This is a genomic window from Halomonas sp. Cn5-12 (assembly GCF_021532545.1).
Lineage (GTDB): Bacteria > Pseudomonadota > Gammaproteobacteria > Pseudomonadales > Halomonadaceae > Vreelandella > Vreelandella aquamarina.
The window spans coordinates 38,445-64,051 of record NZ_JAKGAY010000012.1 but is presented as its reverse complement, the minus strand read 5'-3'; the positions used below and the strand labels follow the sequence as shown (position 1 = coordinate 64,051).

General features: G+C 53.1%; 26 protein-coding genes. 22 read left to right on the top strand and 4 right to left on the bottom strand.

All coding sequences use genetic code 11. The features are described from left to right. The first annotated feature begins 56 nt into the window (after positions 1–56). The 11 genes from ruvC (at position 57) to L1249_RS08780 (ending at position 8,623) form a co-directional block, all read left to right on the top strand. Complete coding sequence (gene ruvC / locus L1249_RS08830; protein ID WP_062359692.1) at positions 57–608, top strand: crossover junction endodeoxyribonuclease RuvC; 552 nt, start codon at positions 57–59, stop codon at positions 606–608. A gap of 68 nt (positions 609–676) precedes the next feature. After that, positions 677–1,285, top strand: coding sequence for a Holliday junction branch migration protein RuvA (ruvA, locus tag L1249_RS08825; protein ID WP_228168435.1), 609 nt, complete (start codon positions 677–679; stop codon positions 1,283–1,285). A gap of 55 nt (positions 1,286–1,340) precedes the next feature. Continuing rightward, entirely contained in the window at positions 1,341–2,378 is a 1,038-nt protein-coding gene (gene ruvB / locus L1249_RS08820) for a Holliday junction branch migration DNA helicase RuvB (RefSeq protein WP_044630073.1), read from the top strand. Further along, complete coding sequence (ybgC, locus tag L1249_RS08815; protein ID WP_054641206.1) at positions 2,375–2,791, top strand: tol-pal system-associated acyl-CoA thioesterase; 417 nt, start codon at positions 2,375–2,377, stop codon at positions 2,789–2,791. The genes ruvB and ybgC overlap by 4 nt, the downstream gene beginning before the upstream one ends. An 11-nt stretch (positions 2,792–2,802) precedes the next feature. Beyond that, positions 2,803–3,498, top strand: coding sequence for a protein TolQ (tolQ, locus tag L1249_RS08810; RefSeq protein WP_054641207.1), 696 nt, complete (start codon positions 2,803–2,805; stop codon positions 3,496–3,498). 11 nt (positions 3,499–3,509) lie between these two features. Next, entirely contained in the window at positions 3,510–3,947 is a 438-nt protein-coding gene (tolR, locus tag L1249_RS08805) for a protein TolR (protein WP_054645020.1), read from the top strand. A 13-nt stretch (positions 3,948–3,960) separates the two neighbouring features. Further along, entirely contained in the window at positions 3,961–5,097 is a 1,137-nt protein-coding gene (gene tolA / locus L1249_RS08800) for a cell envelope integrity protein TolA (protein ID WP_228168436.1), read from the top strand. Then, positions 5,097–6,383 (top strand): Tol-Pal system beta propeller repeat protein TolB, encoded by a 1,287-nt coding sequence (gene tolB / locus L1249_RS08795; RefSeq protein ID WP_054641209.1) that lies wholly within the window; start codon positions 5,097–5,099, stop codon positions 6,381–6,383. Before tolA ends, tolB begins: the two co-directional genes overlap by 1 nt. 45 nt (positions 6,384–6,428) lie before the next feature. Beyond that, the gene (gene pal, locus L1249_RS08790; RefSeq protein ID WP_044630067.1) at positions 6,429–6,971 is read left to right on the top strand and encodes a peptidoglycan-associated lipoprotein Pal; all 543 of its coding nucleotides are present in this window, start codon (positions 6,429–6,431) and stop codon (positions 6,969–6,971) included. A 47-nt stretch (positions 6,972–7,018) separates the two neighbouring features. Continuing rightward, the gene (gene ybgF, locus L1249_RS08785; protein ID WP_044630066.1) at positions 7,019–7,828 is read left to right on the top strand and encodes a tol-pal system protein YbgF; all 810 of its coding nucleotides are present in this window, start codon (positions 7,019–7,021) and stop codon (positions 7,826–7,828) included. 33 nt (positions 7,829–7,861) lie between these two features. After that, positions 7,862–8,623, top strand: a complete 762-nt coding sequence (locus L1249_RS08780; protein ID WP_044630065.1) for a YciK family oxidoreductase — start codon at positions 7,862–7,864, stop codon at positions 8,621–8,623. Positions 8,624–8,643: 20 nt separating this feature from the next. On the opposite strand, the gene L1249_RS08775 is transcribed toward L1249_RS08780, so the two are convergent. Continuing rightward, entirely contained in the window at positions 8,644–9,315 is a 672-nt protein-coding gene (locus L1249_RS08775) for an HAD family hydrolase (RefSeq protein WP_044630064.1), read from the bottom strand. After that, positions 9,316–10,059 carry a bifunctional 2-polyprenyl-6-hydroxyphenol methylase/3-demethylubiquinol 3-O-methyltransferase UbiG gene (gene ubiG, locus L1249_RS08770; protein ID WP_044630063.1) on the bottom strand — a complete coding sequence of 248 codons (744 nt, stop codon included), beginning with the start codon at positions 10,057–10,059 and terminating at the stop codon, positions 9,316–9,318. Between the two features lie 205 nt (positions 10,060–10,264). Here ubiG and L1249_RS08765 point away from each other — a divergent pair, with 205 nt between their 5' ends. The 6 genes from L1249_RS08765 to L1249_RS08740 all read left to right on the top strand — a co-directional run bounded on the left by L1249_RS08765 (position 10,265) and on the right by L1249_RS08740 (position 19,522). Beyond that, positions 10,265–11,557 (top strand): nucleotide sugar dehydrogenase, encoded by a 1,293-nt coding sequence (locus L1249_RS08765; protein ID WP_044630062.1) that lies wholly within the window; start codon positions 10,265–10,267, stop codon positions 11,555–11,557. A 9-nt stretch (positions 11,558–11,566) separates the two neighbouring features. Then, positions 11,567–12,400 carry a hypothetical protein gene (locus L1249_RS08760; RefSeq protein WP_044630061.1) on the top strand — a complete coding sequence of 278 codons (834 nt, stop codon included), beginning with the start codon at positions 11,567–11,569 and terminating at the stop codon, positions 12,398–12,400. 66 nt (positions 12,401–12,466) lie between these two features. Next, the gene (tamA, locus tag L1249_RS08755) at positions 12,467–14,317 is read left to right on the top strand and encodes an autotransporter assembly complex protein TamA (protein ID WP_044630060.1); all 1,851 of its coding nucleotides are present in this window, start codon (positions 12,467–12,469) and stop codon (positions 14,315–14,317) included. A 9-nt stretch (positions 14,318–14,326) separates the two neighbouring features. Next, on the top strand, positions 14,327–18,361 hold the full coding sequence (gene tamB / locus L1249_RS08750; RefSeq protein ID WP_442908421.1) for an autotransporter assembly complex protein TamB: 4,035 nt from the start codon (positions 14,327–14,329) through the stop codon (positions 18,359–18,361). Between the two features lie 16 nt (positions 18,362–18,377). Next, complete coding sequence (gene msrA / locus L1249_RS08745; RefSeq protein WP_089674453.1) at positions 18,378–18,995, top strand: peptide-methionine (S)-S-oxide reductase MsrA; 618 nt, start codon at positions 18,378–18,380, stop codon at positions 18,993–18,995. A gap of 11 nt (positions 18,996–19,006) precedes the next feature. Next, a complete protein-coding gene (locus L1249_RS08740; RefSeq protein WP_083602206.1) occupies positions 19,007–19,522 on the top strand; it encodes a c-type cytochrome in 516 nt (171 codons plus the stop codon). A 21-nt stretch (positions 19,523–19,543) separates the two neighbouring features. Here L1249_RS08740 and can read toward each other — a convergent pair whose 3' ends face one another. Then, positions 19,544–20,191: a carbonate dehydratase gene (can, locus tag L1249_RS08735; protein ID WP_235253515.1), complete on the bottom strand. Its 648-nt coding sequence runs from the start codon at positions 20,189–20,191 to the stop codon at positions 19,544–19,546. 163 nt (positions 20,192–20,354) lie between these two features. Here can and gorA point away from each other — a divergent pair, with 163 nt between their 5' ends. The 4 genes from gorA to L1249_RS08715 all read left to right on the top strand — a co-directional run bounded on the left by gorA (position 20,355) and on the right by L1249_RS08715 (position 24,411). Beyond that, on the top strand, positions 20,355–21,737 hold the full coding sequence (gene gorA, locus L1249_RS08730; RefSeq protein ID WP_044630057.1) for a glutathione-disulfide reductase: 1,383 nt from the start codon (positions 20,355–20,357) through the stop codon (positions 21,735–21,737). A 231-nt stretch (positions 21,738–21,968) separates the two neighbouring features. Next, positions 21,969–22,547, top strand: coding sequence for a diaminobutyrate acetyltransferase (gene ectA / locus L1249_RS08725; protein ID WP_044629105.1), 579 nt, complete (start codon positions 21,969–21,971; stop codon positions 22,545–22,547). Positions 22,548–22,657: 110 nt separating this feature from the next. Beyond that, positions 22,658–23,926, top strand: a complete 1,269-nt coding sequence (ectB, locus tag L1249_RS08720; protein ID WP_044629106.1) for a diaminobutyrate--2-oxoglutarate transaminase — start codon at positions 22,658–22,660, stop codon at positions 23,924–23,926. Between the two features lie 89 nt (positions 23,927–24,015). Then, on the top strand, positions 24,016–24,411 hold the full coding sequence (locus L1249_RS08715) for an ectoine synthase (RefSeq protein WP_044629107.1): 396 nt from the start codon (positions 24,016–24,018) through the stop codon (positions 24,409–24,411). A 66-nt stretch (positions 24,412–24,477) separates the two neighbouring features. Here L1249_RS08715 and L1249_RS08710 read toward each other — a convergent pair whose 3' ends face one another. Next, a complete protein-coding gene (locus L1249_RS08710; RefSeq protein WP_230834195.1) occupies positions 24,478–24,579 on the bottom strand; it encodes a DUF3833 domain-containing protein in 102 nt (33 codons plus the stop codon). 176 nt (positions 24,580–24,755) lie between these two features. Between L1249_RS08710 and L1249_RS08705 the strand changes: the two genes are divergently transcribed. Next, a complete protein-coding gene (locus L1249_RS08705; RefSeq protein ID WP_044629108.1) occupies positions 24,756–25,592 on the top strand; it encodes an ATP-dependent zinc protease family protein in 837 nt (278 codons plus the stop codon). The last annotated feature ends 15 nt before the right edge of the window (positions 25,593–25,607 follow it).

Here is a 25,607-nt window from a genome sequence, read left to right as displayed (position 1 = left end):
AACACCGACGCTTAGCGTCGGTGTTTTTGTTTTAGGCAGTGCCAAGAGAAAAATCCATGGACGAAAAACAGCTGGCGACCACGGTCAGAATTTTAGGCATTGACCCAGGCTCACGTATCACCGGTTACGGCGTGATTGATCTAATAGGCGTGAAGCCTCGCTATGTGGCCAGTGGCTGCATTCGTACGGCTGATGGTGCACTGGAGCAGCGTTTGGCGCAAATATATGCCGGTATTAGCGAAGTGATTGGCCTGCACCGCCCTGATGCTGTTGCAGTAGAGCGGGTTTTTATGGCTAAAAATGCTGATTCGGCCCTCAAGCTAGGCCAAGCCCGCGGCGCAGCATTGGTTTGTTTGGCTAACCATGGGCTGAGTATCGCGGAGTACGCCGCTCGGCAGATTAAGCAAGCGGTAACCGGGCAGGGCGGCGCTGATAAAAGCCAGGTGCAGCATATGGTCACCACGCTGCTCGGCCTGTCGGCGACACCCCAGGCAGATGCCGCCGATGCACTAGCCATTGCACTGACCCACGCTTTTGCTGGCAACGCCCTGGTGGCGGCGACTCCTTCACGCAGTAAGCGCCGCTCATCAGGGCGATGGCGGCTCTAGGCATTACTGGTCATCTGTACAGAGTGGCTTTATAGTGGCTGCTGTTTTGATTGGCTGCGAGGCATATAATGATTGGACGTTTAACCGGCCTGTTGTTGGAAAAACAGCCGCCCTGGATGGTGGTAGATGTGCATGGCGTTGGTTATGAGCTTGAAGCCTCCATGAACACCTTTGTAGCGCTGCCCGCTCCCGGCGAGCAGGTGTCACTCTATACCCATCTCACCATCCGTGACGATGCGCATTTGCTCTATGGGTTTGGGCGAGAGCATGAGCGAGCGCTGTTTCGCGCCTTGATCAAAGTGAATGGCGTAGGGCCGAAACTTGCGTTAGCGATCCTGTCGGGTATGGATGAAGATGCCTTTATGCGCTGTATCAGAGATGACGACAGCAAAGCGCTGACAAAACTGCCAGGCGTTGGTAAAAAAACGGCGGAACGGTTGATTATCGAAATGCGTGACCGCTTTCCTGAGTGGGAGCATGGCAACGATGCGCCGTTGGCTCTTGAAGCGACAAGCGTGCGAGCTGCTCCAAGGGATCATTTGGCGGATGCCGAAGCAGCCCTGGTGAGCTTGGGTTATAAGCTGACAGAAGCGACGAAAATGTTAGCCGACGTCGACCCCAATCAAACTACCGAAGCTTTGATCAAAGCCGCGTTAACCAAACGCATGTCCGGTTAGACCAGCACGAGTGCAATAGCGTGTACTCATTAGTCAGCACTCTAGAAGAGTCTTTATGTTAGAACACGACCGATTAATTGCCGCTGAGCCAGAGCAGGGCGAAGTGCGCATCGACTATGCTATTCGTCCGAAACATCTCAAAGACTATATTGGCCAGCCTCGGGTTCGCGAACAGCTTGAGATTTTTATTGGAGCAGCCAGGCTACGCGAAGAGAGCTTAGACCACACGCTGGTGTTCGGACCGCCAGGCTTAGGTAAAACGACGTTGGCGAATATTATCGCTACTGAAATGGGCGTGGGACTTAAATCTACTTCTGGCCCGGTGCTGGAGCGCGCGGGGGATCTCGCCGCTATGCTGACCAATCTTGAACCGGGCGATGTGCTGTTTATCGATGAAATCCATCGCCTCTCACCCGTGGTGGAAGAGGTCCTTTATCCCGCGATGGAGGACTTTCAGCTCGATATCATGATTGGCGAAGGGCCCGCCGCACGTTCTATTAAACTTGACCTGCCCAGATTTACGCTGGTGGGCGCCACCACTCGTGCGGGGTTGTTGACCTCACCGCTGCGTGACCGCTTTGGTATCGTTCAGCGTCTTGAGTTTTATAACCTGGAAGAGCTGACCGAGATTGTCGCCCGCTCAGCACGGCTACTAGGCGTTGAAACCAGCCATGAAGGTGCCATTGAAGTCGCGCGCCGCTCCCGTGGTACGCCGCGTATCGCCAACCGACTGTTGCGCAGAGTGCGGGACTACGCCGAAATAAAGGGAGATGGCGTTGTAGATGTGACATTAGCGGATGCGGCGCTCAATATGCTAAATGTCGATCACCACGGTTTGGATCACATGGACCGCCGTTTACTGCTGGCGATGATCGACAAATTCGATGGTGGCCCGGTGGGCGTTGACTCACTCTCTGCGGCCATCGGCGAAGAACGCGACACCATCGAAGATGTGATTGAACCTTACCTTATTCAGCAGGGGCTAATGATGCGTACACCAAGAGGCCGTGTGGTGACTCGTCAAGCCTGGCTACACTTTGATAAGACGCCCCACGAACAGTCAATTGATGTTGAGGGAGAACGTCGGCCATGACGGGCGAATTTAGCATACCAGTGCGTGTTTACATGGAAGATACTGACGCCGGTGGAATTGTCTACTACGTTAACTACCTGAAGTTTATGGAACGGGCGCGCAGCGAGTGGCTAAGAGAATTAGGCCTTAATCAGCAAACGTTGCTAGACGAAGGTACACAGCTAGTGGTATACCGCATGGCCTGCCACTATGCCAAACCCGCACGATTGGATGAGGCACTGACGGTAACTGCCAACATTGCGGAAAAAGGTCGTTGCCGGATGACATTTGAACAACTGGTTCGGCGCGACGAGGAACTCTTGTGCTCCGCAACAGTCGAGATAGCCTGCTTAAACGCTACGACACTGCGTCCAAAAGCGTGGCCATTGTCGCTTAACACCACACTCCAGTCGAAAACGACATTAATTGATTGATGAGGGCAACTGTGAACGATAACACCATGTCCATTCCCCACTTAATAATGAGTGCCAGCATTGTGGTACAGCTGGTCATGCTGCTGCTAGTGGTGGGGTCAATCCTCTCATGGGTGGTGATCTTTCAGCGCAGCATTGCGCTACGCCGAGCCAAGCAAGAGTACAACCAGTTTGAAGAGTCGTTTTGGTCAGGTGTTGACCTAAACGAGCTCTACCGCGAAATTCCTGCTGATGCCCCTCGTCATGGAGCGGAGCACATTTTCCAGGCAGGTTTTCGGGAATTTAACCGCCTAATGCCTAAAACCCGCAGTGCCGATACGGTACTGGAAGGTGTCCAGCGCAGCATGCGAGTCGCCTGGTCGCGGGAAGAAGACCGCCTGACCCAACATCTTGTTTTTCTGGCAACGGTTGCCTCCGCCAGTCCTTATATCGGCTTATTTGGTACGGTATGGGGCATTATGGGCTCATTCCAATCGCTTTCCATGACCCAGCAAGCCACACTAGCGACCGTTGCCCCCTGGATTGCAGAAGCACTAATTGCCACAGCAATGGGACTTTTCGCGGCGATCCCTGCCGTTATTTTCTATAACCGACTATCCAATAACGCCTCTCGCTTACTGGGTAAATACGAAGACTTTGCTGAAGAGTTTCACGCAATCTTGCACCGTAACTTGCAAGGGCGTGACGGCAAACCTAGCGCTAGTTAAGGGAGTCTGCCATGCAAGGTCCGTTCAATCGTAGTGGCAAAAGCAAGCCGATGGGGGAGATCAACGTTGTCCCTTTTATCGACGTGATGCTGGTACTGCTTGTCATTTTTATGATTACTGCTCCCATGCTGACACAAGGCGTTCAAGTAGATCTGCCTCAAGTCACCTCTGAGCCTATTGAAACCCAGGAAGATAATGACCCGATCATCATCTCGGTAGATCGCGATGGCGGCTACTTTATTACTCTGGGAGAAGATTCGACGGCGGTTTCTCTGGAGCAAATGTCGGAGCGAGTGACTGCTATTCTTCAGCGTCGTCCCGGTACGCCTGTGATGGTGCGCGGAGATCGCAATGTGCCTTATGGCCAGATTGTGCTGCTGATGAGCACACTGCAGAGTTCGGGTGTCGCCAACGTAGGGCTGCTCTCAGAGCCGCCCCAAGATGGTTAAGGGCGAGTCGCACATGGCTGTAAAACCACCGCGTGACCCACAAGACGTTGGCTACACGTGGCCAACGATTTTGGCTGTTGCCGTGCACTTGCTCGTGGTTATCTTTAGCTTGGTCAAGCTGCCCAGCATGTCGGCGGAACCAGACTCTTCTTCGATCGTACAAGCGACGTTCGTGAGCAAGGAAACGTTCACTGATCAGGCCCAGCAAGTCACTGAGCAACAGGCCGCAATGAACAATGCCTCTGAACCCGAAGAGCCCGATCCAGAGCCGCCTAGCGATGAGCCTTCCGCGGCGGAGCAGCAAGCTGCCGCCGAGGCAGCCCAGCGCGAAGCAGAAGCTGAGGCAGCGGAACAGGCTCGCGCGCTAGAACAAGCCCAAGCAGAAGCTGAAGCCGAAGCCCGGCGTCGCGCAGAAGAAGCTGAGCGATTAGCCGAACAGCAAGCGGCAGAAGCCCAAGCACGTGAAGCGGAAGAGCAGCGTGCGCAGGTAGAGGCCGAAGCCCAGCGCCAGCGTGAAGCGGAAGCAGAGCGTGCACGGGCGGAAGCCGAGGCTCAGCGCCAACGTGAGGCTGAAGAGCAACGCGCTCGGGAAGAAGAGGCCCAACGTGCCCGTGAAGCAGAAGCCCAACGCCAGCGCGAAGCGGAAGAACAACGTGAGCGTGAAGCCGAAGCGCAGCGCCAGCGGGAGGAAGAAGCTCGTCGCCAACGGGAAGCGGAGGAGCAGCGCGCTCGCGAAGCAGAAGCCCAGAAACAGCGTGAAGCAGAAGAGCGTCGTGCTGCTGAGGCAGCCGAAGCGGCCATGCAACGTCAGTTAGCAGGCGAGGCAGAAGCGGCCGCTAATGCACAGCAGGCCCAACAGGCGGCAAACAGCTTTATTAACATTGTCCGGCGTGCTGTAGAGCAAGCGTGGGTTATCCCTCCAGGAGCGAGCAACGCAATGAGTGCTACGATACAAGTGAGGCTTGGTCCATCGGGTGAGCTACTAGCGACCTCTGTCGCTTCATCCAGCGGTGATAGTGCTTTTGATCGCTCAGCTATGCAGGCGGTGGAACATGCAGCACCGTTTGGCGAGTTACGTGACTTGCCAGCGGAACAGCAGCGTACTTTACGTCAATTTAATCTGCGATTTACCCCGGGGGATGTTCGCTGATGCAAACGTTAAGCAAAATGTGGCTTTTTTGCGTACTGCTACTAATCAGCAGCGTAGCAAGCGCTAATTTAACCATTGAGATAACGCGTGGTAGCGATCAGGCGTTGCCTATCGGGGTCGTGCCATTCGCAGGCAGCGAAGGCCTACCTGAAGATGTCGCGCAAATTGTACAAGACGACCTTGAACGCAGCGGATTTTTCGCACCGCTAGAGCGTAGTGCTATGTTCGACCGTCCAAGCCAAGCGTCTGACGTAGAGTTTGGCACTTGGAGATCGCTGGACGTGCGTTATCTCGTCGTTGGGCGCGCGCAGCAGACAGGCAACGGTTATGAGTTGCAGTTCGACCTGGTCGATATTAGCGGCCAACGTCCCATGATCAGTGAAACCGTGACTGCCAGTGGCAACGACCTTCGTGGTGCGGCGCACTACATCAGTGACCAAATTTTCGAGGCGATTACCGATATTCGCGGCGCTTTCTCAACCCGCATTGCTTACGTTACGGCTCAGGGCCTAGGCGATAACATGCAGTTTGGGTTGTATGTGGCTGATGCCGATGGCCGTCGAAGCCAGCAGGTGCTGACCTCGGATCAGCCCATTATGTCGCCCGCTTGGTCGCCGGATGGCCGCAAGCTGGCGTATGTCTCTTTCGAAACAGGCAAGGCGTCTATCTACATCCAAGACGTTAATACAGGTCAGCGCGTTCAAGCCACCTCATTTGGTGGTATCAATGGTGCGCCAACATGGTCGCCAGATGGCCGTCGTATCGCCATGTCGTTATCCAAAGACGGTCAGCCAGAAATTTACGTGCTGGACGTAGCTAACCGTTCGCTGGACCGTATTACTAACAGCAACAGTATCGATACCGAGCCCGCGTGGTCTCCTGATGGTCGTAGCTTGATTTTTACGTCGGATCGCAGCGGTGGCCCGCAGATTTATCAAACCTCGTTAGGCAGTGGAGAGACCAACCGACTGACCTTTACGGGCAACTACAACGCCCGTGCACGCTTTTCGCCAGACGGTGAAGAAATCTTTTTGATTCACCGTTCCAGCCGCGGTTTTCAAGTGGCGAAGCAGAATCTTGAGAGTGGCCGCTTAGTGGTATTAAGCGAATCAACAAGAGATGAATCTCCTAGTGTTGCGCCGAACGGGACCATGGTAATCTTCGCTACCCAACAGGGTGGTAGCGGAGTACTAAGTGCCGTTTCAGCCGATGGCCGCTCGTCATTTAGGTTGCCCGCAGCACAAGGTGATGTACGTGATCCCGCGTGGTCACCTTTCTTAAATTAATAGATGAACAGCACTAACTTCTGTTTTCAGGCAAGGAGTCTGATTATGCAACTTAAGCCGTTGGCTCGCTCATTAGCAGTCGCTTTATCTATCGTAGTTATCGCTGGCTGTTCCAGCACCGGCGGAACCCAAGACGGAGACTCGTACGGAAGCCAGGATGGCAGCAGTATGGGGTCTAGCACGTCTGGTGTTGGCACTAGTGGTCAGTATGGCTCAACGTCAGGTTCTGGCGCTGCTGGTCAGCAGGCGGATTCTCGTATTCCTGAAGTACGCACTATTTACTTCGATTACGATCGCGATACCATTAAGAGCGAATACGAATCTGTGGTAATGGCTCATGCGCGCTACCTGCGTGCTAACCCGAACGCCCGTGTTGTTCTTCACGGTCACACCGACGAACGCGGTACCCGTGAATACAACATGGCGCTAGGTGAGCGTCGTGCGGGAGCCGTACAGCGTTTCCTGAATATTCAGGGCGTATCACCTTCACAAATGAGCGTGGTTAGCTACGGTGAAGAGCGTCCGGCAGTGAGTGGCCAAAACGAAAGCGCCTACTCGCAAAACCGTCGCGTCGTCTTTAACTACTGATAGTATTGGCGTGCCCTGGCACGCCAACTGTATCACTCGGAGCTATCATGAATCACAGTCTCAAACGCTATTTTGAGAGGCTGTGCGGTGCGGGAGCCATAGCGCTCCCGCTGTCCGTATTGCCTTTATCCCTTCTGTCAGCATCCGCCTTGGCGCAGCAGCCGCTGGTCCAAGACCTCTCCTCAGGTTCGTCCAATAGCTTTTATCAGCAAACTCAGCGGCAAGAGTCGTCAGGCGGTAATCTTGTCCTGTTTAACCAAGTGCAAGAGCACCAGCAGGAAATTCAACAGCTGCGTGGCCAGATTGAAGAACTGCGTCACCAGTTAGAGCAACTGCGAAACCAATCGCAGCAGCAATACCTGGATATTGAAGACCGCTTGATGAGCAGCGCGCCCAGTCAAATTGAGCAGGCAACGCCTCAAGTTGAGCCAGAAGTAGCGGAGCAGGTTGTGCAAGCGCCTTCCGCCCGTAATGTAAGTGAAGACGCACAAGCGGCTTATCAAGCTGCATTTGCCCACGTTCAGGCGCGCCAGTTTGAAGATGCTATTGCGGCCTTTGAGTCCTTTGTGGCCGACCACCCAGAAAGTAGCTTGACGGCGAACGGCCATTACTGGCTGGGCGAACTTTATGCTGCAGAGGGTGAGTTAGATGCAGCTGATCAAGCCTTCACGCGCGTTATTGAGCAGTACAACGGTAGTACCAAAGTACCCGATGCACTCTACAAGCTCGGCTTGGTTAAGGCGCGTAAAGGCGAAGCAGAGCGTAGCCGCGAGCTGTTGGAACAAGTGCGGGATGACTATCCCCAAAGCAGTGCCGCTGGGTTGGCCAATGACTTCTTACGCCAGTCGGCGGGTTAATACCGTTTACTTTTTTAGCTTCAAGGAAACCTCATGAGCTGCAAAATCGACTATCAACCAGCGCCCAATCTGCTAGAAAATCGCGTCGTGTTGGTAACCGGTGCGGGAGATGGGATTGGCCGCGCGGCGGCATTAACCTATGCCCGTCATGGGGCTACCGTTATATTGCTAGGCCGCACTATTGCTAAACTTGAACGCGTTTATGATGAAATTGAAGCGGCTGGCGGGCCACAGCCGGCTATTTTTCCGCTCAATTTTGAAGGGGCGACACTCAAAGATTTTCACGATATGGCAGAAACGCTGGATAAAGAGTTTGGCCGTCTAGATGGGTTATTGCACAACGCTGGGCTGCTTGGCCGCATTACTCCGTTCGAGCAGTATAATCCCGAACTGTGGAGTCAGGTAATGCAGGTCAATATCAATGGTCCCATCTGGATGACTCAAGCGCTGCTGCCATTGCTCCAGGCGTCTGATGATGCATCGGTTATCTTCACTTCCTCCAGCGTTGGCCGTAAAGGGCGAGCGTATTGGGGTGCCTATTCTGTGTCAAAATTCGCCACAGAAGGATTTATGGAGGTGCTGGCTGATGAATTAGAGAATCAGACGAATGTTCGGGTGAATACGCTGAATCCAGGTGCTACGCGTACCCAAATGCGCCGCACTGCTTACCCAGGTGAAGATCCGTTTACACTGCGTACGCCTGAAGAGGTCATGCCCACTTACCTATGGCTGATGGGGCCTGATAGTAAAGGCGTTAGCGGCCAGAAGTTTGACGCCCAGCCGCCACGCGTCTAACGTTTCCACACTGGCGAAGGCTAATCAGTGCGGTGGTCATGAAGAGCGGCTACCAGCTCATCACACGTTGTAAACCACAGGTCGGCAGGCCAGCTCTGGTAGTCGTCTTCTTCACTGATATAGCCATAGCCCACGGCGACAGCCGTCATACCGGCTGCTTTAGCCGCTTGCATATCGCGAACATGGTCGCCGATATACCAGCACGCCTCGGGGGAAACACCGAGGCGTTTTGCTGCTTCCCAAAGCGGCTCAGGCGCAGGTTTTTTAACACTTAAGTCATCAGCGCAGAGCAACGCCCCTGGCGTTAGCGCCAGCGCTTCCAAAAGCGGCAAGGTATAGCGCCGCGGTTTATTAGTCACAATTCCCCAAAGTCGCTCTTCACTGTGCCACTGCGTTAGCCACTCATTTAACGGCTCGAAAAGCTTGCTATGGACCGCCACCGCTTGCTCGTAAGCATCCAGCAAGAACTGCCTTGCCTCATCATGCTCGTCACTACCGCTTTCAAGGCCAAGCGCCAGCGTGACCAGGGCGCTGCCACCATTAGACACTTGCCCACGTATTTCCTGGAACGGCAGGGCCGCTAAGCCGTGATGGGCTCTTAACGCGTTAGTTGCGGCAGCCAAGTCGGGGGCGGTATCTACCAATGTGCCATCTAAATCAAACAGTATCGCCTGGGGGGAGGGTATCAACATTTACTCGCTCGCTTTGCGGCAGTACATCATGTAATTGACGGATACATCATGAGGAACCAGACGATAGTGCCGTGTAATAGGGTTATAAGTAAGTCCCGTTTGCTCACGCACCTCAAGAGAGGCCGTACGCGCCCAGTGTGCCATTTCGGAAGGGCGAATAAACTTGGCGTAGTCGTGGGTACCACGGGGCAGCAGCTTCAACACGTATTCGGCCCCTAGGATGGCAAAGGCGTAAGACTTCGGCGTGCGATTGAGCGTTGAGAAAAACACATAGCCTCCAGGGCGAACCAGTGTACTGCAGGCACGGATAACCGAGGCGGGGTCGGGTACATGCTCCAACATCTCCATGCAGGTCACCACATCATAGTGCCCGGGCTCTTCAGCGGCTAAACCTTCAACGCTGATATGCCGGTACTCTACCGTAACGCCACTCTCTTCAGCGTGAAGCCGCGCCACCCCTAGCGGTGCTTCCCCTAGGTCAATGCCCGTCACGCTGGCTCCTCGATGGGCCATCGATTCGCTCAAAATACCGCCACCGCAACCTACATCCAGCACTTTCTTACCAGCCAGCCCAGCCCGAGCATCGATAAAGTCCAAGCGCAGAGGGTTAATATCGTGAAGCGGTTTAAATTCGCTCTCTGGATCCCACCAGCGACTGGCAAGTGCTTCAAATTTCGCAACTTCTGCGGCATCGACATTGTCTTGATAGCGGCGAGTGGTGCTATCCTGAAGTGTCACTGACATGGTGTAACCCCCATCGGCAGTTGGTCTTGAGTGAAATGAATATGGTTTGCCATTTCGCGGTGGTTAGCGGCAAGGTGGCATCCACTCAAACGTTGAGTATTATGGTTATTCTAACCACTCCTAACGCGAAACGCATGGAAAGGAACTCAGCATGACGCCTAACACTTTATTTTATCGGCGCTTATTGGCCAGGGAGAGTATCTGAATGCGTGTATTGCTGCATGGTAGTGAATTAAGCGCCGCAACTGCGGCGGCGGCGCTTGCTTGGGTAGGTCATCACGTTGACTGGTTACTCCACGAGAGCGTTCCGTGGCCAACGCTGGCCAGTGCTGACTGGCTACGCCGAGAACCATCGCTGATGGCACAGATTGAGCAAGCTATGGCAGCAGGCAACTTAACCATCGTTGCTACTCCTGACGTCTCTGAAACGCCTGATATTGTTTGGTTAGCGCTTTCTCCTAGTCAGCGTCAGTCAGCCAATTCGCTTTTACAACACCCAATGTTTCAGGAGTACAGCGGCGCGGTGCTGGTCAATAATTCAACATTCCCAGTGGGCGAGACCGAGCGTTTGCATTCGCTAATGGGACACCAGCATAGTCGTGTGGCACTGCCTGACACTCTGGAAGAAGGGCGAGCCTGGCTCTCTTTTACTCGTCCAGTGCGCTGGCTGCTCGGGTGCGATGACGCCATGGGTGAGCAAGTGACAAGAGAGCTACTGCGTGCCTTCAATCGTCGTAGCGAAGTGTTTCAATGCATGCCTTGTCGTGCCGCTGAACTGACCAAGCTGGCCATCAATGGTATGTTGGCTACCCGTATCAGCTATATGAATGAAATTGCAGGTCTTGCCGATACGTTAGGAGTAGACGTTGAGCATGTACGCCAGGGTATGGGCGCAGATACGCGGATAGGGTTTGAGTACCTTTATCCAGGATGTGGCTTTGGTGGCCCTAACTTCTCGCGTGATTTGATGCGCTTAGCCGATGTTCAGTCATCCAGTGGTCGCTACTCGGCGCTGCTTGAGCAGGTGATGGACATCAATGAGCAGAAAAAAGAGACGCTGTTCAGAAAGTTGTGGGGATTTTTTGAGGGTGATTTAGCAGGCAAAACGGTAGCGATATGGGGTGCCGCGTTCAAACCAGGCACCGCCCGGATTGATCATGCACCGGTGTTAACGCTGCTTGAAGCGCTCTGGGCACAGGGAGTCACGGTCAAACTACACGACCCGGCGGCTATTCCAGCGCTCTACTCGGCGGTTGGGCAGCGGAATGATTTAATGACGTTCGAGGATGATCCTTATCTTGCCTGCCAGGGTGCAGACGCCCTGATGCTAGTGACCGAATGGAAAGCCTACTGGAATCCTGACTGGCACCGCTTAGCCTCACTGCTACGCGAAAAGCTAATATTGGATGGACGCAATATCTACGACCCCACTTTTGTAGCCAGCTGCGGCTTACATTATCGGGGAATTGGACGACGCGCCGATCCAACGACGCCCTAAGGAAAACATATGTCCGATGTCACTTCATCTCAGCGTATTGTTCCCGACGTGGATCAAAGCCTGACAGCACAGCACTTACGCCATCGCAGGGGGCCGCGATTATGGCCGCTTTGGCTCGTATTGATTCTGTTGATGTTGCTATTAGGCGCAGCAGCAGTAGGGGTTTGGTACGAAAGAGAGAGGTTGCTAGCAGAAGTGCATCGTGTGAGTGGTGAGGTGTCTAATCTTCACGCAAGGCTCGACTCCGATGACACAGAGGCCCAAGATGCGATAACCTTTGTACAAGCTCAGATATCCACTCTATTCCAAGAGCAGGAGCAGCTGGCTGTGGCATTGACTAATACGCGTGAAGAGCTCTACGGGCTTCTCACAGAAAATGAAGAGCTTGTATCAAATGAGGCCCTTGAGACATTTTCACAACGATTCGAGCAATTTCAGGAGCAAGCAGCCCTTCGTGATAGCCAGCTAGCCGCTATTCGGACATCGCTAGATGCCTTAGAGCAAGCGGGTACCTCTGGTAGGCAAAATTTAGTGGAGGAGGTTACTCATTTAGAGGAGGTCATCAACCAGCGGCTCGATACCATGGAGCGCCAGGTAGCCAGCGACCGAACCGCTACTGAAGAGCAATTGAGTATCTGGCGGGAAAATATCGAGCAGCAGTTAACGCAGCTCTCTTCTACTGTCGCTGAAGTTAATACTCAAGAAGAGCCTGCTAGCCAAGCTGAATTAACAGCGCTGGAAGCGCAGTGGACCCAGCGCTTAAACACGCTTGAGAGCGACTTACGGCAGGTCCGGCAGGCGCAGCTAGCCTTTAGTGCGCAGATGGAAATGCTGCGCAATTAAATAGCAGCATCACGATGTGGAATAAACAAGCCACTAAGCCGGTGATAGGGTTAGGGATATAACGGTATGGGAAGACAACGGCGGTGGCCTACGGCCAAACAAGTGGCGTATTTACTGGTGCTGCCGCTGATGTCTGCTTCATCGGTCTCTTGGGCCCTTGAAGCAGACATCAGCGGTGTTGATGGGCGTGTGCTAGTTAATATTGAGGCCTATTTAGAAAATATTGAGGCCGACCAGTACACCGATGCCCGCTTGGAAGGTGAAATACGCCAGCGCACGCAAGAAGCCATGCGAGTATATGGCTATTACGAACCTGATATTACTGTCGAGCTAGATCAGCCGCCCATCGCCGTGCGTATTGAATCAGGACCTCAGGTAGTGATTGAAGTACTCGACATCAGTATTACAGGGGATGCGAACAATGACCCCCCTTTCCAAGACGCGCTTGATGATTTTCCTTTAAAGCAGGGGGAACCGCTGCGTCATGCCCCCTGGGACAGCCTACGTAGCCAGTTTGCCGGTCTAGCTATTGAGCGGGGCTACTTCGACTGGGGGTTTTCAGATCGACGGATGGAAGTGCGCCCTTACTTGGAAAGCGCTCGCCTCTATATGGCCTTTGATAGCGGGCCACGCTATCACTTTGGCGATACATTTATTACGGGCAGCCATATTGAACCTGAGCGGCTGCGACAAATGCAGACGTTTCGTGCTGGTGAGCCTTACCTAGCGGAATCCCTGGCCCGCTATAATCAGCGTTTAGCTGAAACAGGATGGTTTAGTTCTGTCTCCGTACGGCCCCGGCTGGAAACAGCTCAAGAATTGACAATCGCTCCGCCGAGCGGAGGGTCGCCCTGGTGGAACGAAGCCACTGCATCGCAGCCTGAACGCTCTAGAGTAAGTAGCGCAGCGCTTGCCAGTGCTCTCAGTATTAACAGCCGTGACGATACCCGCTTGCCCATCGATGTCAGTGTCGAGCCGGCAGATCGCCACCAGTTTGAGGTAGGTATAGGTTATGCCACAGATGTAGGCCCACGCCTGCGTTTTGGCTGGCAGCAGCCATGGATCAACCGGTTTGGTCACAGTCTGGATCATGATCTCTATCTTTCTGCCCCTGAACAGCGTTTTACGGGGGTATACAATATTCCGCTAGAGGACCCGATACGGGATAACTACCGCCTGCAGTATGGCGTGCGCAATATTGACGATGGCGACACAAAATCCTTGGAAGGCACCGTAGAAGTGGCTCGGCGTTGGGAATTTGAGAACCGTTGGGTACAAACGCTCTACTTCCGCACAACGTATGAAGACTTTACCCAAGGCGGCCAAGCTGATGAGGTTTGGCTGTTTTATCCAGGGATTCAGTGGTCGCGAACCCGCACTCGTCCTCAACGTTTTCCTCTGTGGGGCGATCGTCAGCAGTTATCGATTGAGTACTCTGACAGAGCCTGGGGGTCTGACGCCAAATTCACCCGGCTAACCGGCGATACCGAATGGATTCGCACCATCGGCAATGACAACCGCTTTTTAGCTCGATTAAGCATTGGCGCTATCGAGACCAGTGACTTTGACAAGCTTCCGCCATCGCTGCGTTTCTTCGCAGGCGGTGATCGCAGCGTACGCGGTTACTCCTACGAGAGCTTGTCACCGCGTAATGAAAAAGGTCGCTTACGTGGCGGCCAACAAATGCTGACCTCCACATTAGAGTATCAGCGTCGTGTTACGGGAGACTGGTGGGGCGCCACCTTTATTGATACAGGGGATGCGTTCGATAATTGGGGCCCGACTGGCCTTAAAACAGGCGCGGGCGTGGGCGTGCGCTGGGTGTCTCCCGTCGGCCCGATACGTTTCGACATCGCACATCCCTTTGATATCGACGACGCTTTCCGCGTGCACTTTTCGATTGGTCCAGAATTCTAGGAGAGCTCTTTGGCTAAGGTTGATTCAAAAGCGCCCCAAAACCGTCAGATGCTCTCACCTAAGCGCCGTACTTGGTTAGCGTTCTGGAGCCTGTTATGCCTTATCATCGTATTGCCGTTATGGCTGTTTGGGTTAATTGCCTTAGTTGCCGGGGTGGCGCTCTCCCCTTGGGGAACCGGGCAGCTGTTTTCCCAAGGTGAACAACGTGGTTTTTTCACCTACGAGCAGCAAGAGGGCGCGCTACTGGACAGCTTTCGTCTGCAAGGCTTTCAAATGGCTGTTGGTGGCACTCAAATTACGCTAGAGGATTTTGAGCTTGCCTGGGCAGAAGATTGCTTGCTATCCGGTCAGTTATGCTTAGACACGCTACGCGTTGAGGGTGCAGATATTCGCTTAGCTGAAAGCTCAGCAACCGAGGAGCCGCCACAGGAAAGCAATGCACCGTTCAGCATTTATCTGCCGTTTCCGATTGAACTGCGCGATATCGCTCTCAATAACGTACAGCTGACGCTGGCCGACGGTACACAAGTGGGCTGGGAAGCATTTGCTACTTCCATAACCGCCGAGCAGCAGCAAGTCACTATCGCACCTACCACACTGGAAGAGCTTTCTCTCTACTTGCCGCCATCTCCCGGCGTGCTGTTGACGCAAAAGATAGATACATCGCTAAACGCCGCCGGTATAGACGGCGCTATTCAGCTAGCTCAGCCGGCGAAGCCTGCGGCTGACAATGAGGCTATTGCCCTTAGCGAGCGTGAGCGGCTTACGCTTCCCGAGATTCAGCTGCCGATTAACGTAGAGCTGGCATCACTGTTAGTCACTGACGTAACAATAAGTGGCGCTGCTGAGTATCAGGTTGAGCGACTGCTTGTAGAAGCTCGGGCCGAGGGCAGCGACATAACGCTAAGCACTCTGGAGCTTGCCACACCTGATGCTGACGCCACCTTATCTGCCAATGTCACTCTAAGCGGCGACTACCCACTGGATGCTGCGGTTCGTGCAGAACTATGGCTACCCGAATTATTCCCAGCACTTAGCGGTGAGCAGGTGTCACTGAATCTTTCTGGTAGCCTTGCTGACCTGACCGCGAATCTCAACGCAACCGGGCCCGTTAATGCGTCATTGACTGCACAAGTAGATGCGTTAACTCCCACGCTCCCATTTGAAGCGCAACTAGAGAGCGACCGTTTGCAGTGGCCGCTAGTTGACAACAGCGAGATTCCAGAGGCGTCATCGGATGAACCTGCCACTACAGCTGAGAGCTACGTGCTGGAAAACCTTAGCCTTGGTGTCAACGGCAGCCTGGAGGCCTATCAAGTAACGCTTGAAACGAATGCCGAAGGCCCACAAGTGCCTGCCACCGCCATCCGTTTGAGTGGAGAGGGCGATTTAGCCTCTTTCCATTGGTCACCTCTCACCCTTACTATTAATGATAGTGAGCTTAGCAGCGAGGGCCGGGTAAGCTGGGAAGAGGCGATTGAGGTCGATACCAACGTGCGCTTGGAAAATGTAGATCCATCGCTGTTTGTTCCGCAGCTAGCTGGCAATCTAAGTGGTGATATCGTCGCCGGCGTACGCCAGCGCGGTGAGCGCTGGGACATTAGCCTGCCGGAGCTAGATATTCAAGGGCAGCTACAGGAGTACCCACTCACGCTCCAAGCTTCTCTTGAGGCTAACAGCGAACTGGAAGTTGATATTGAAGAGCTGCTCTTTACCCAAGGTGATAACCGTCTAACGGCATCAGGACAACTCAGCCAAGAGGCGATGTCTCTTGAGGCCAATATCGCGTTGAATCAGCTCCAAAGCTTACATCCTGATCTAGCAGGGACATTAACCGGTGATATTCAAGCCCAAGGCAGTTTCTCCCGGCCAGAAGTGGTAGTAGAGCTGAATGGTCGCAGTTTACGCTTTGCTGAAAATAGGCTAACTACGCTCTCTCTATCGGGTAATGTCGAGGGTCTTGACGACCCCGATCTCAATATCGAACTGGATTTGCAAGGCGTTAATGCAGGTGGGCAAGCGCTCGCGTCGGTCGCCCTTGACCTCACCGGGCGACTTTCCGAGCATGCCTTGCAACTCAGTACCACAGGCGAAGCCGATAACATTCTGAGCCAAGCTAATTTGGGCTTAGACGGGCGCTATAACCAGCAGGCTCAACAGTATCAGGCGCGATTAACCCCGCTGGAAGTTGATTCAGAAGCAGGGGACATTCGCTTGGAAGCGCCGCTGGATATCACTTACAATCTTGCTAACGGCCAGGCACGCTTAACACCTTTCTGCCTGCGTCGGTTGCAGGGCGGCCTCGTATGCTCTGAAGAGCCCATTACCGCGTCATCCGACCAGGGGCGTGCAGTGCTGAGTGTTCGCGAAGTACCCATGGAGATGCTGGAACCTTTCTTGCCAGAGGAGTGGAGCTTTGAAGGTGATACCACGGCGGATCTAGTAGCCAACTGGGGGCAGGGAGGCGCCCAGTGGCAAGCCAATCTTCAGCTGCTCAGTGAGTTAGCCATCACGGCAGTCAATGATTATGGTCAGCCAGTAGAGCTTCCCACTATTAATCTGGATGCGAAAATTGAAGCCAATCAAGCACAGGCCCAAGCGGATGTACTGCTTGCTCTGTCGGAAGTAGGTGAGCTTACGCTTAATCTAGCGGTAAACGACCCATTGGGTCAGGGAGTGCTTGATGGTCAGCTACGGGCAAATAACATCACGTTAGCTCCCTATCGCCCTATGTTGGTGGGTATGGATGAGCTTGAAGGCGGCTTAAATGGCAACGTGCAAATTGGTGGCACCACAAGCCAGCCTGATTTACAGGGTGAACTAGCCTTACGCAGCCTGCGTATTAGCGGGCCCGATATTCCCATTACTATTGTGGATGGCGAGCTGGCGGTAGCCTTTGATGGCGAAGAGGGAAATATAGACGGTTTTCTCGCTGCCGAGCGAGGCCGGCTTTCGATTAGCGGTAACGCTTATTGGCCTACCGATGAAGCGTGGCGTATTGGCATAGACCTAAACGCAACTCAAGAGCCTTTGTTGGTGGTATTACCGCAGTTCGGTCGCCTGGAAGCCGCGCCAGATATTCGCATTCGTATTACCCCAAAGCGTCTGCAGGTACGGGGCAATGTGGATCTTCCCTGGGCTCGCTTAGAGGTGGGTGATCTACCTTCGTCAGCAACATCGCCAAGCCCGGATGAAATTATCATTACCGAGCGCGATGATCGTGAGGCTGAACGGCAAGCACGTCTTGCGGCAGAGGCTGGGAATGATCCCAGTGCAGCTGATGAACTGGCAGACACCGGTATGGCTCTGGATGTGCTGATTACACTGAATCTTGGGCGCGATATGCAAATTTCCGCCTATGGCCTGGAGTCAGGATTGGGCGGTAGCCTGGAGATTCGTCAGGATAGCGGAGCGCTTCAGCTGTTTGGCGACGTCAACTTAGTAAATGGCCGTTTCCAGGCATTCGGGCAAGATCTATTGATTCGTCGTGGTCAACTGATCTTTAGTGGTCCTCCGGGCTTGCCAGTGCTAGATTTTGAGGCCATCCGCAACCCGGATATCACCGAAGATGATGTGATTGCGGGGCTGCGCGTAACAGGCGATGCCGAACAGCCCAATGTGATGATCTTTTCAGAGCCCGCGATGGACGAGACCCGTGCGCTATCGTATTTGCTACGCGGCCGCGCGCCGGATGCTTCAGGCGGTGGTGTTGATAGCGCACTAACCACTGCGCTCATTGGTATGTCCCTTGGCCGCACCGGTGGGGCCGTTGGCTCTATCGGAGAAGCGTTTGGAATTGATGACCTGACACTTGATACCACTGGGGCGGGTGACGACAGTCAGGTAGCGGTGAGTGGCCAACTGTCTGATGATCTTCGCATTAGCTATGGCGTAGGTATTTTCTCCCCAATTGCAGAACTAACCTTACGCTATACGCTATGGCGGAACCTGTATCTACAGGCGGTGTCTGGTGCTAACCAAGCCGTTGACCTAATTTACACGTTCACGCGCTCAGGCGATCCTTATATTTATCCGCAGCAATAGAATAGAAGAGGGTGTTATGACGCTATTTACGAAACATCAAGCACCAGAAGGGCGCGATACACCCATTGAGACCAGCGACCTTCATACCATTACCGGACACTCTATACACCCACCGTTTGCTGAAGGTTATGAGGAAATTGTGTTGGGTATGGGATGCTTCTGGGGGGTAGAACGGCTGTTTTGGCAGCAGCCGGGGGTGTATGTGACGGCAGCGGGCTATGCTGGGGGCATCACGCCCAATCCAACGTACAAAGAGACTTGTACAGGCTTAACAGGGCACGCCGAAGTTGTCAAAGTGGTGTATGATCCACAACGGGTAAGTCTGACCACACTGCTGAACATCTTCTGGGAACAGCACGATCCTACGCAAGGTAACCGTCAAGGTAATGATATTGGTAGCCAGTATCGCTCTGCTATTTTCACCACTACCGAGGCCCAGCTGGCGGCTGCTAAGCAAAGCGCAGAGGCGTTCCAAGCAGCATTGCAACGCGCAGGCAAAGGGCGTATCACCACAGAGATCAAGCCACTCGACGTGTTCTATTACGCCGAAGCGTATCACCAGCAGTATTTAGATAAAAATCCTGGCGGTTACTGCGGTTTAAAAGGTACTGGTGTTACGTGTCCCATTGGTTGAGGTCCAAAAATATGCTGCTTCATCGCCCCCTTCAAAGTCAGGTTGCCCGTTCTGCCGGAACCTTCGTGGTGTTCGGTTTATTTAGCCTTGGGGCTCACGCTGAACAAGCGCCCGCAATGCCACAATCGGTTGATGACACACCTTTTGGTAGTGAGCGTGAAGCAGTTATCTGGCGACAGGATGAGCTAAAAGATCTAGAACGCCTGCTTCGTCAGCTGCGCTTTGACTTAGTCAATAATCAAGACGCTCGTGGTGCAGCCCCGCGCCTAGCGGAGCTGCAGGAGAAGGCTACTCAAGCCCACTTATTACCCGCATTTATTGCTGGAACCCATGGGCGAGGCTCTGATGCGAAACCAGAAATATGGGAAGAATGGGATGACTTTTCCGCTGGGTTTGTCGATTTGGAAGAGAAAGTAGGTGTCTTAATAGACGCTGCGGAACAGGAAGATTATCGAGCAGCTACACGGGCTTTTTCTGAGGTGGGTCTTAGCTGTCGAAGTTGTCACCGTGCCTACCGCTACGATTAACGAAGCGGTAGGCATCAGCGTTTAGTCGCTGGATTGAACGCGATCAATGCGATAAAGCGTTTCAACCTGCTCAAGACCACTGATAGTGCAGTTTAAATCCTTCACGCGACCGTCGCTCAGGCCGTATACCCAGCCATGTACCGAGATGGATTGGCCGCGCTGCCAAGCGCGCTGAAGGATTTTAGTGCGGCACAAACTGTTGACCTGGGCCTTCACATTCAACTCACACATGCGATCAATTTGATCTTCAATGGGCAAGTGATCGAGTGTGTCTCGATGGCGGTTGTACTGTTCACGGACTGAGTGAAGCCAATAATCTACCACGCCACATTCACCACCCGTGACAGCTGCTTTAATACCACCACAGCCATAATGCCCAACAATCATGATATGGCTTACATTGAGGACATCCACCGCATATTGAACAACCGACAGCGCATTCATATCGGTGTGGTGGAGAAGGTTAGCGACATTGCGATGCACAAATACTTCGCCTGGTGGCAGGGCGATAATTTGGTTAGCAGGAACGCGGCTATCTGAGCAGCCAATCCACAGGTAGTCAGGTGATTGTTGATTAGCGAGGCGTTTAAAGAAGTCAGGGTCTTCTTCACACATACGTTCCGCCCAAGCGCGATTGTTATCTAGCAGCGTAGCAATTTGATCAGACATCGAATCTCCGTGAGATAACATTATTCAGGGGTTGAGGGAGTCCATGCGTAGCGCAGCAGCATTTTTGTTACAAGGTAGGGCGTTTTAACCCCCCTTGCACAGAAGGTCAATCTTAGCGCTTACCTTAGCAGAGGGTAAGCACGGCAGTGGATAGGAGATAACCATGTCAGCGGATGCTGCATATGACTTCGATTTATTTGTAATTGGAGCGGGCTCAGGTGGGGTTCGCGCGGCACGTATGGCAGCAGCTACCGGCGCACGTGTTGCTGTTGCGGAAGATCGCTATTTAGGCGGTACTTGTGTCAACGTGGGCTGTGTACCCAAAAAGCTATACTCGTATGCTGCTCATTTTCATGACAGCTTTGATGATGCGGCAGGTTTTGGCTGGCGGCTGGCCTCACCAGCAACCTTCGATTGGCCTACGTTAAGAGATAATAAAACCAGCGAAATCAAACGGCTTAACGGCATCTACCAGCGCATGCTAGAAAGCGCAGGGGTAACACTGTTTAACGCTCGGGCCCGCGTTGTTGATCCACACACAGTGACACTAACCAATGCAGATGGCGAAGTGAGCGTCAGCGCCGAAAAAATCTTACTCGCGACAGGCGGCTGGCCCTGGGTACCCGAGTTTCCAGGGAGCGATCTTACCTTAACCTCTAACCAAGTATTTGACTTAGATAGCTTTCCTGAAAGGTTTTTAGTACTGGGTGGTGGCTATATTGCCGTCGAGTTCGCCAGTATTTTTAACGGATTGGGCAGCGAGACACATTTGATTTATCGAGGCGACCTGCTTTTAAAAGGGTTTGACCAGGAAGTCCGCGAGTTCACGCGTGATGAAATGGCCAAAAAGGGCGTTAACCTCCATTTTTCTGCCAACATTGCGCGCATTGAACGGACAGAGGGTGCTCTGCAGGTTGAGCTAACCACTGGGGAAACCCTAGAAGTGGATGCGGTGCTTGCCGCAACTGGGCGCAAGGCGAATACAAGCGGCCTGGGTATCGATGTACTAGGGATTGAGCTAAACAGCGAAGGCAAGCTGTCCGTGAATGAGCGTTATGAGACGCAGATTCCTTCAATACTAGCTTTGGGTGATCTAATCGCTGGGCCTGAATTAACGCCCGTCGCCCTGGCAGAGGCGATGCAACTGGTGGATATTCACTTCCATAAAAAAACGCCTAGGCCATTGGACTATGACACCATTCCTACTGCCGTTTTCTGTCATCCCAATATCGGTACGGTAGGCTTATCTGAAGAGGCGGCTAGGGAGAAGTTTTCCAAAATACGGGTCTACCGCACTGATTTCAGAGCCATGAAGCACACGCTTTCCGGTAGCCAGGAGCGCATGTTGATGAAACTGATTGTCGATGACGCCAGCGATGTTGTTGTCGGTGCCCACATGGTAGGTGAAGAAGCAGGCGAGCTGATTCAGGGTATTGCCATCGCCGTTCGAGCAGGCCTTACCAAAGAAGATTTCGACCGTACGGTAGGTATTCACCCCACTGGGGCCGAAGAGTTCGTCACCATGCGAACCCCCGCGCGCTATTAACCTTATTGATCAACAGCAATAGGCGAGCTTCGGCTCGCCTTTTTTGTCTCGCGCATCGGCATCACTGATCTAAACTCTGATGGTAGCGCCCAGAAACTTGATGCTAGAGTACGTAACGCTCGCTTGATAACCAAAAATTATAGAAAATGCGAGGATGAATAATATGGTTTTTGAATTGCTCATAATCAGCTGTTATAATGATTCTCAAATTCGCTACAGCGAAGCATAACCATGAGTACGCCTATTAAGCCTTTTACACCTTCTGCCGAGCTGGCTCGCCCAACCGTTGCTGATGCCGTGGTAGGCCATGCCGAAATGCCGCTTTTTATTCGTAAGCCCAATGCTGATGATGGTTGGGGGATTTACGAACTCATCAAAGCGTGCCCGCCGCTCGATGTTAATTCAGCCTACGCTTATCTGCTGCTAGCAACGCAGTTCCGCGATACCTGTGCTGTGGCTACCAACGAAGAGGGTGAAGTAGTTGGTTTTGTATCCGGTTATGTCAAAGATAATGCCCCTGACACCTATTTTTTATGGCAAATCGCCGTAGGTGAAAAAGCTCGGGGCACAGGTCTGGCACGCCGTCTGGTGGAAGCGATTATGTCGCGCCCTGAACTTGACGACGTTCACCACTTAGAAACCACGATCACCCCTGACAACCAAGCATCGTGGGGGTTGTTCCGTCGCCTAGCTGCACGCTGGCAGGCACCTTTGAACAGCCGTGAATACTTTTCGACAGAACAGCTTGGGGGAGAGCACGACCCGGAAAACTTAGTACGTATTGGGCCATTTCAAACCGATCATATTTAACGGTTGGTAAGTAATACCCTATAGGCTTGTTAAACCGTTTTCCCGCTCGTGTTGCCTTAGCTGTCACTGTTTTACTCGCTTGGCTTACACACTTGATAAGGAGGTCGCTAATGCAGACCCAAACATTCGAACGCATGGAATCCAATGTTCGTACCTATTCACGCTCGTTTCCTGTTGTCTTTACCAAGGCACAGAATGCGCGGCTGACCGATGAGAATGGTCGTGAATATATAGATTTTCTCGCCGGTGCTGGCACGCTGAACTACGGTCATAACAATCCGCATCTAAAAGAAGCGATGATTGACTATCTCTCCAGTGATGGGGTGGTTCATGGCTTAGATATGTGGACAAGCGCTAAGCGTGACTACCTGGAAACCCTAGAGAACGTCATTCTGAAGCCCCGTGGACTTGATTATAAAGTCCACCTGCCTGGCCCGACCGGCACAAATGCAGTGGAAGCGGCCATCCGTCTGGCCCGTGTTGCTAAAGGTCGCCATAACATTGTGACCTTCACCAACGGCTTCCACGGTGTGACCATGGGTGCCCTGGCAACCACCGGTAACCGTAAGTTCCGCGAAGCGACGGGTGGCATCCCTACACAAGGCGCAAGCTTTCTGCCATTTGATGGCTACATGGGTGAGCATGCCGACACGCTGGACTACTTTGAAAAGCTCTTAAACGATAAGTCAGGCGGCTTAGATATCCCAGCGGGCGTGATTGTTGAAACCGTGCAAGGCGAGGGCGGTATCAACGTCGCAGGCCTGGATTGGCTCAAGCGCCTAGAAAGTATCTGTCATGCGCATGACATCCTTCTCATTGTGGATGATATCCAGGCAGGCTGTGGTCGCACGGGTAAATTCTTCAGTTTCGAGCATGCAGGCATTACGCCAGACATTGTCACTAATTCGAAATCGCTCTCAGGCTTCGGTTTACCGTTTGCACATGTGTTGATGCGTCCTGAACTCGATAAGTGGAAGCCTGGCCAGTACAACGGTACGTTCCGTGGCTTTAACTTAGCGATGGTGACGGCGACCGCAGCGATGAAAAAGTATTGGTCTAACGACACCTTTGCGCGTGATGTTCAGCGTAAAGCGAGTATCGTCGAAGAGCGCTTCCAAAAACTGGCCGCTATGCTGACAGAAAATGGCATGCCGGCGACCGAGCGTGGCCGTGGCCTGATGCGCGGTATTGACGTGGTATCTGGCGATATCGCCGATAAGATCACCAGCCATGCGTTTGAGCACGGTCTCATCATCGAAACCAGTGGTCAGGATGGTGAAGTGGTTAAGTGCCTTTGTCCGCTAACTATTCCGGATGAAGATCTGCTGAAAGCCTTAGATATCCTTGAAGCGTCAGTTAAGTCTGTTATTAAGGCATAGTGTAGCGTTACGCTAAATCGTCACACGCCATTACGTCCCTTACAGGAATAGGCAGCCAACAGCTGGCTGCCACGCAACGGAGCACGTTTATGATCGTTCGTAATCTCGAAGAAGCACGTAAAACAGATCGCCTGGTCACTGCTGAAAACGGTAATTGGGACAGCACGCGCCTTGTTCTGGCCAACGATAATGCAGGTTTCTCTTTCCATATCACCCGCATTTTTCCTGGCACTGAGACACACATTCATTACAAAAACCACTATGAAGCGGTATTTTGTTATGAGGGTGAAGGCGAGGTAGAGACCCTGGCCGACGGCAAAATCTGGCCGATCAAGGCCGGCGACATCTACCTGCTGGACCAGCACGATGAGCACCTGCTGCGCGGCAAGGAAAAGGGCATGACCGTAGCTTGTGTCTTTACTCCGCCAATCACTGGTAACGAAGTCCATCGTGAAGACGGCTCCTACGCAGCGGCAGACGACTAAGCACTACTGTATGCTAAGTACTGTCCGTATGAAAGCAGCCTAGCAAAATGCTAGGCTGCTTTTTTGCTAAGTATTGATCAGCCGACCATCCGGCTGCAGGTACATCCAGTCATCCATGGTGAAACCTAATAGATGCCCACCTACATCAATATCGAGCGGGTAGCGCATATGGTTTGCCAGGTAATAGGCTTTATTTGCTCAAGCAACTGATCAGCTAGGTTCGCATAATATATATTATGTTAAATCAGCTAAACTAGACGAATGAAAAACCGCAGCCATGTTGGACAAGCGGTCACCCTTCTCCTTATCATTCGTGCTCTTATTGTCCAAGGATATCCCTCGTTATGCGCTCAGGTGTTTTATGGCTAATGGCCGGTTTGTCGATGTCGTTTGCAGGCTGCGCAGTGACACAGCCAGAGTCAAATGAGCCGCCGCCGTTAAGCGAGGCGTCTTTTAATACCCGCATCCTTGAGCTTGAGACATCACTGGCCCAGCAGTGCGACGCCTCTACCGCGTTCATTGAGCAGCAGCTCAGCCAGCAGCAGGTACTGACGGCAGATGTTCGTGAGGTGGGCAGCCTGCTGCGCCATTTACGTCAAGAAGTTGCCAGTTTGGAAGCGCGTAGCGAAGATCCCGTCATTATTCGCGAAGAGTGCCGTGTTGAAGAACCCGAAGATAATAAAACACTGCTTGGCCGCAGCGAATGGGTGGGCCTGCCTAGCATTGGCACCTATTTAAAGGCGCGGGTCGATTCAGGAGCCAATACGTCATCCTTATCTGCTTCCGAAATCACTCGCTTTGAGCGTGATGGTGAAGACTGGGTGCGCTTTAAGCTGGCACTGAATGAAGATGACGTGGTTGTAGAGCAGATTCGCGACGAGTGGATTGAGGCGCCTATTGAACGCCGCGTTAAAATCATCCAAGCATCTGGCGAAGAGTCCCGCCCGGTAATTTCACTGTTGATGACTTTAGGGCCAATTCGTGAAAACGTCGAGTTCACTCTGAACGACCGCTCGCATCTGGATTATCCGGTACTGCTTGGGCGTCGTTTCATGATGGATATAGCAACGATCGACGTTGCTGAAACCTATCTGCATGACCGCCCCGAATTCCCGGGTGGCGAACCCTCTGAAGAAGCGGCTGATGATGAAGCGGCCGATCAAGACGATACTGAAGAGTAATCACACTCCCCCGCC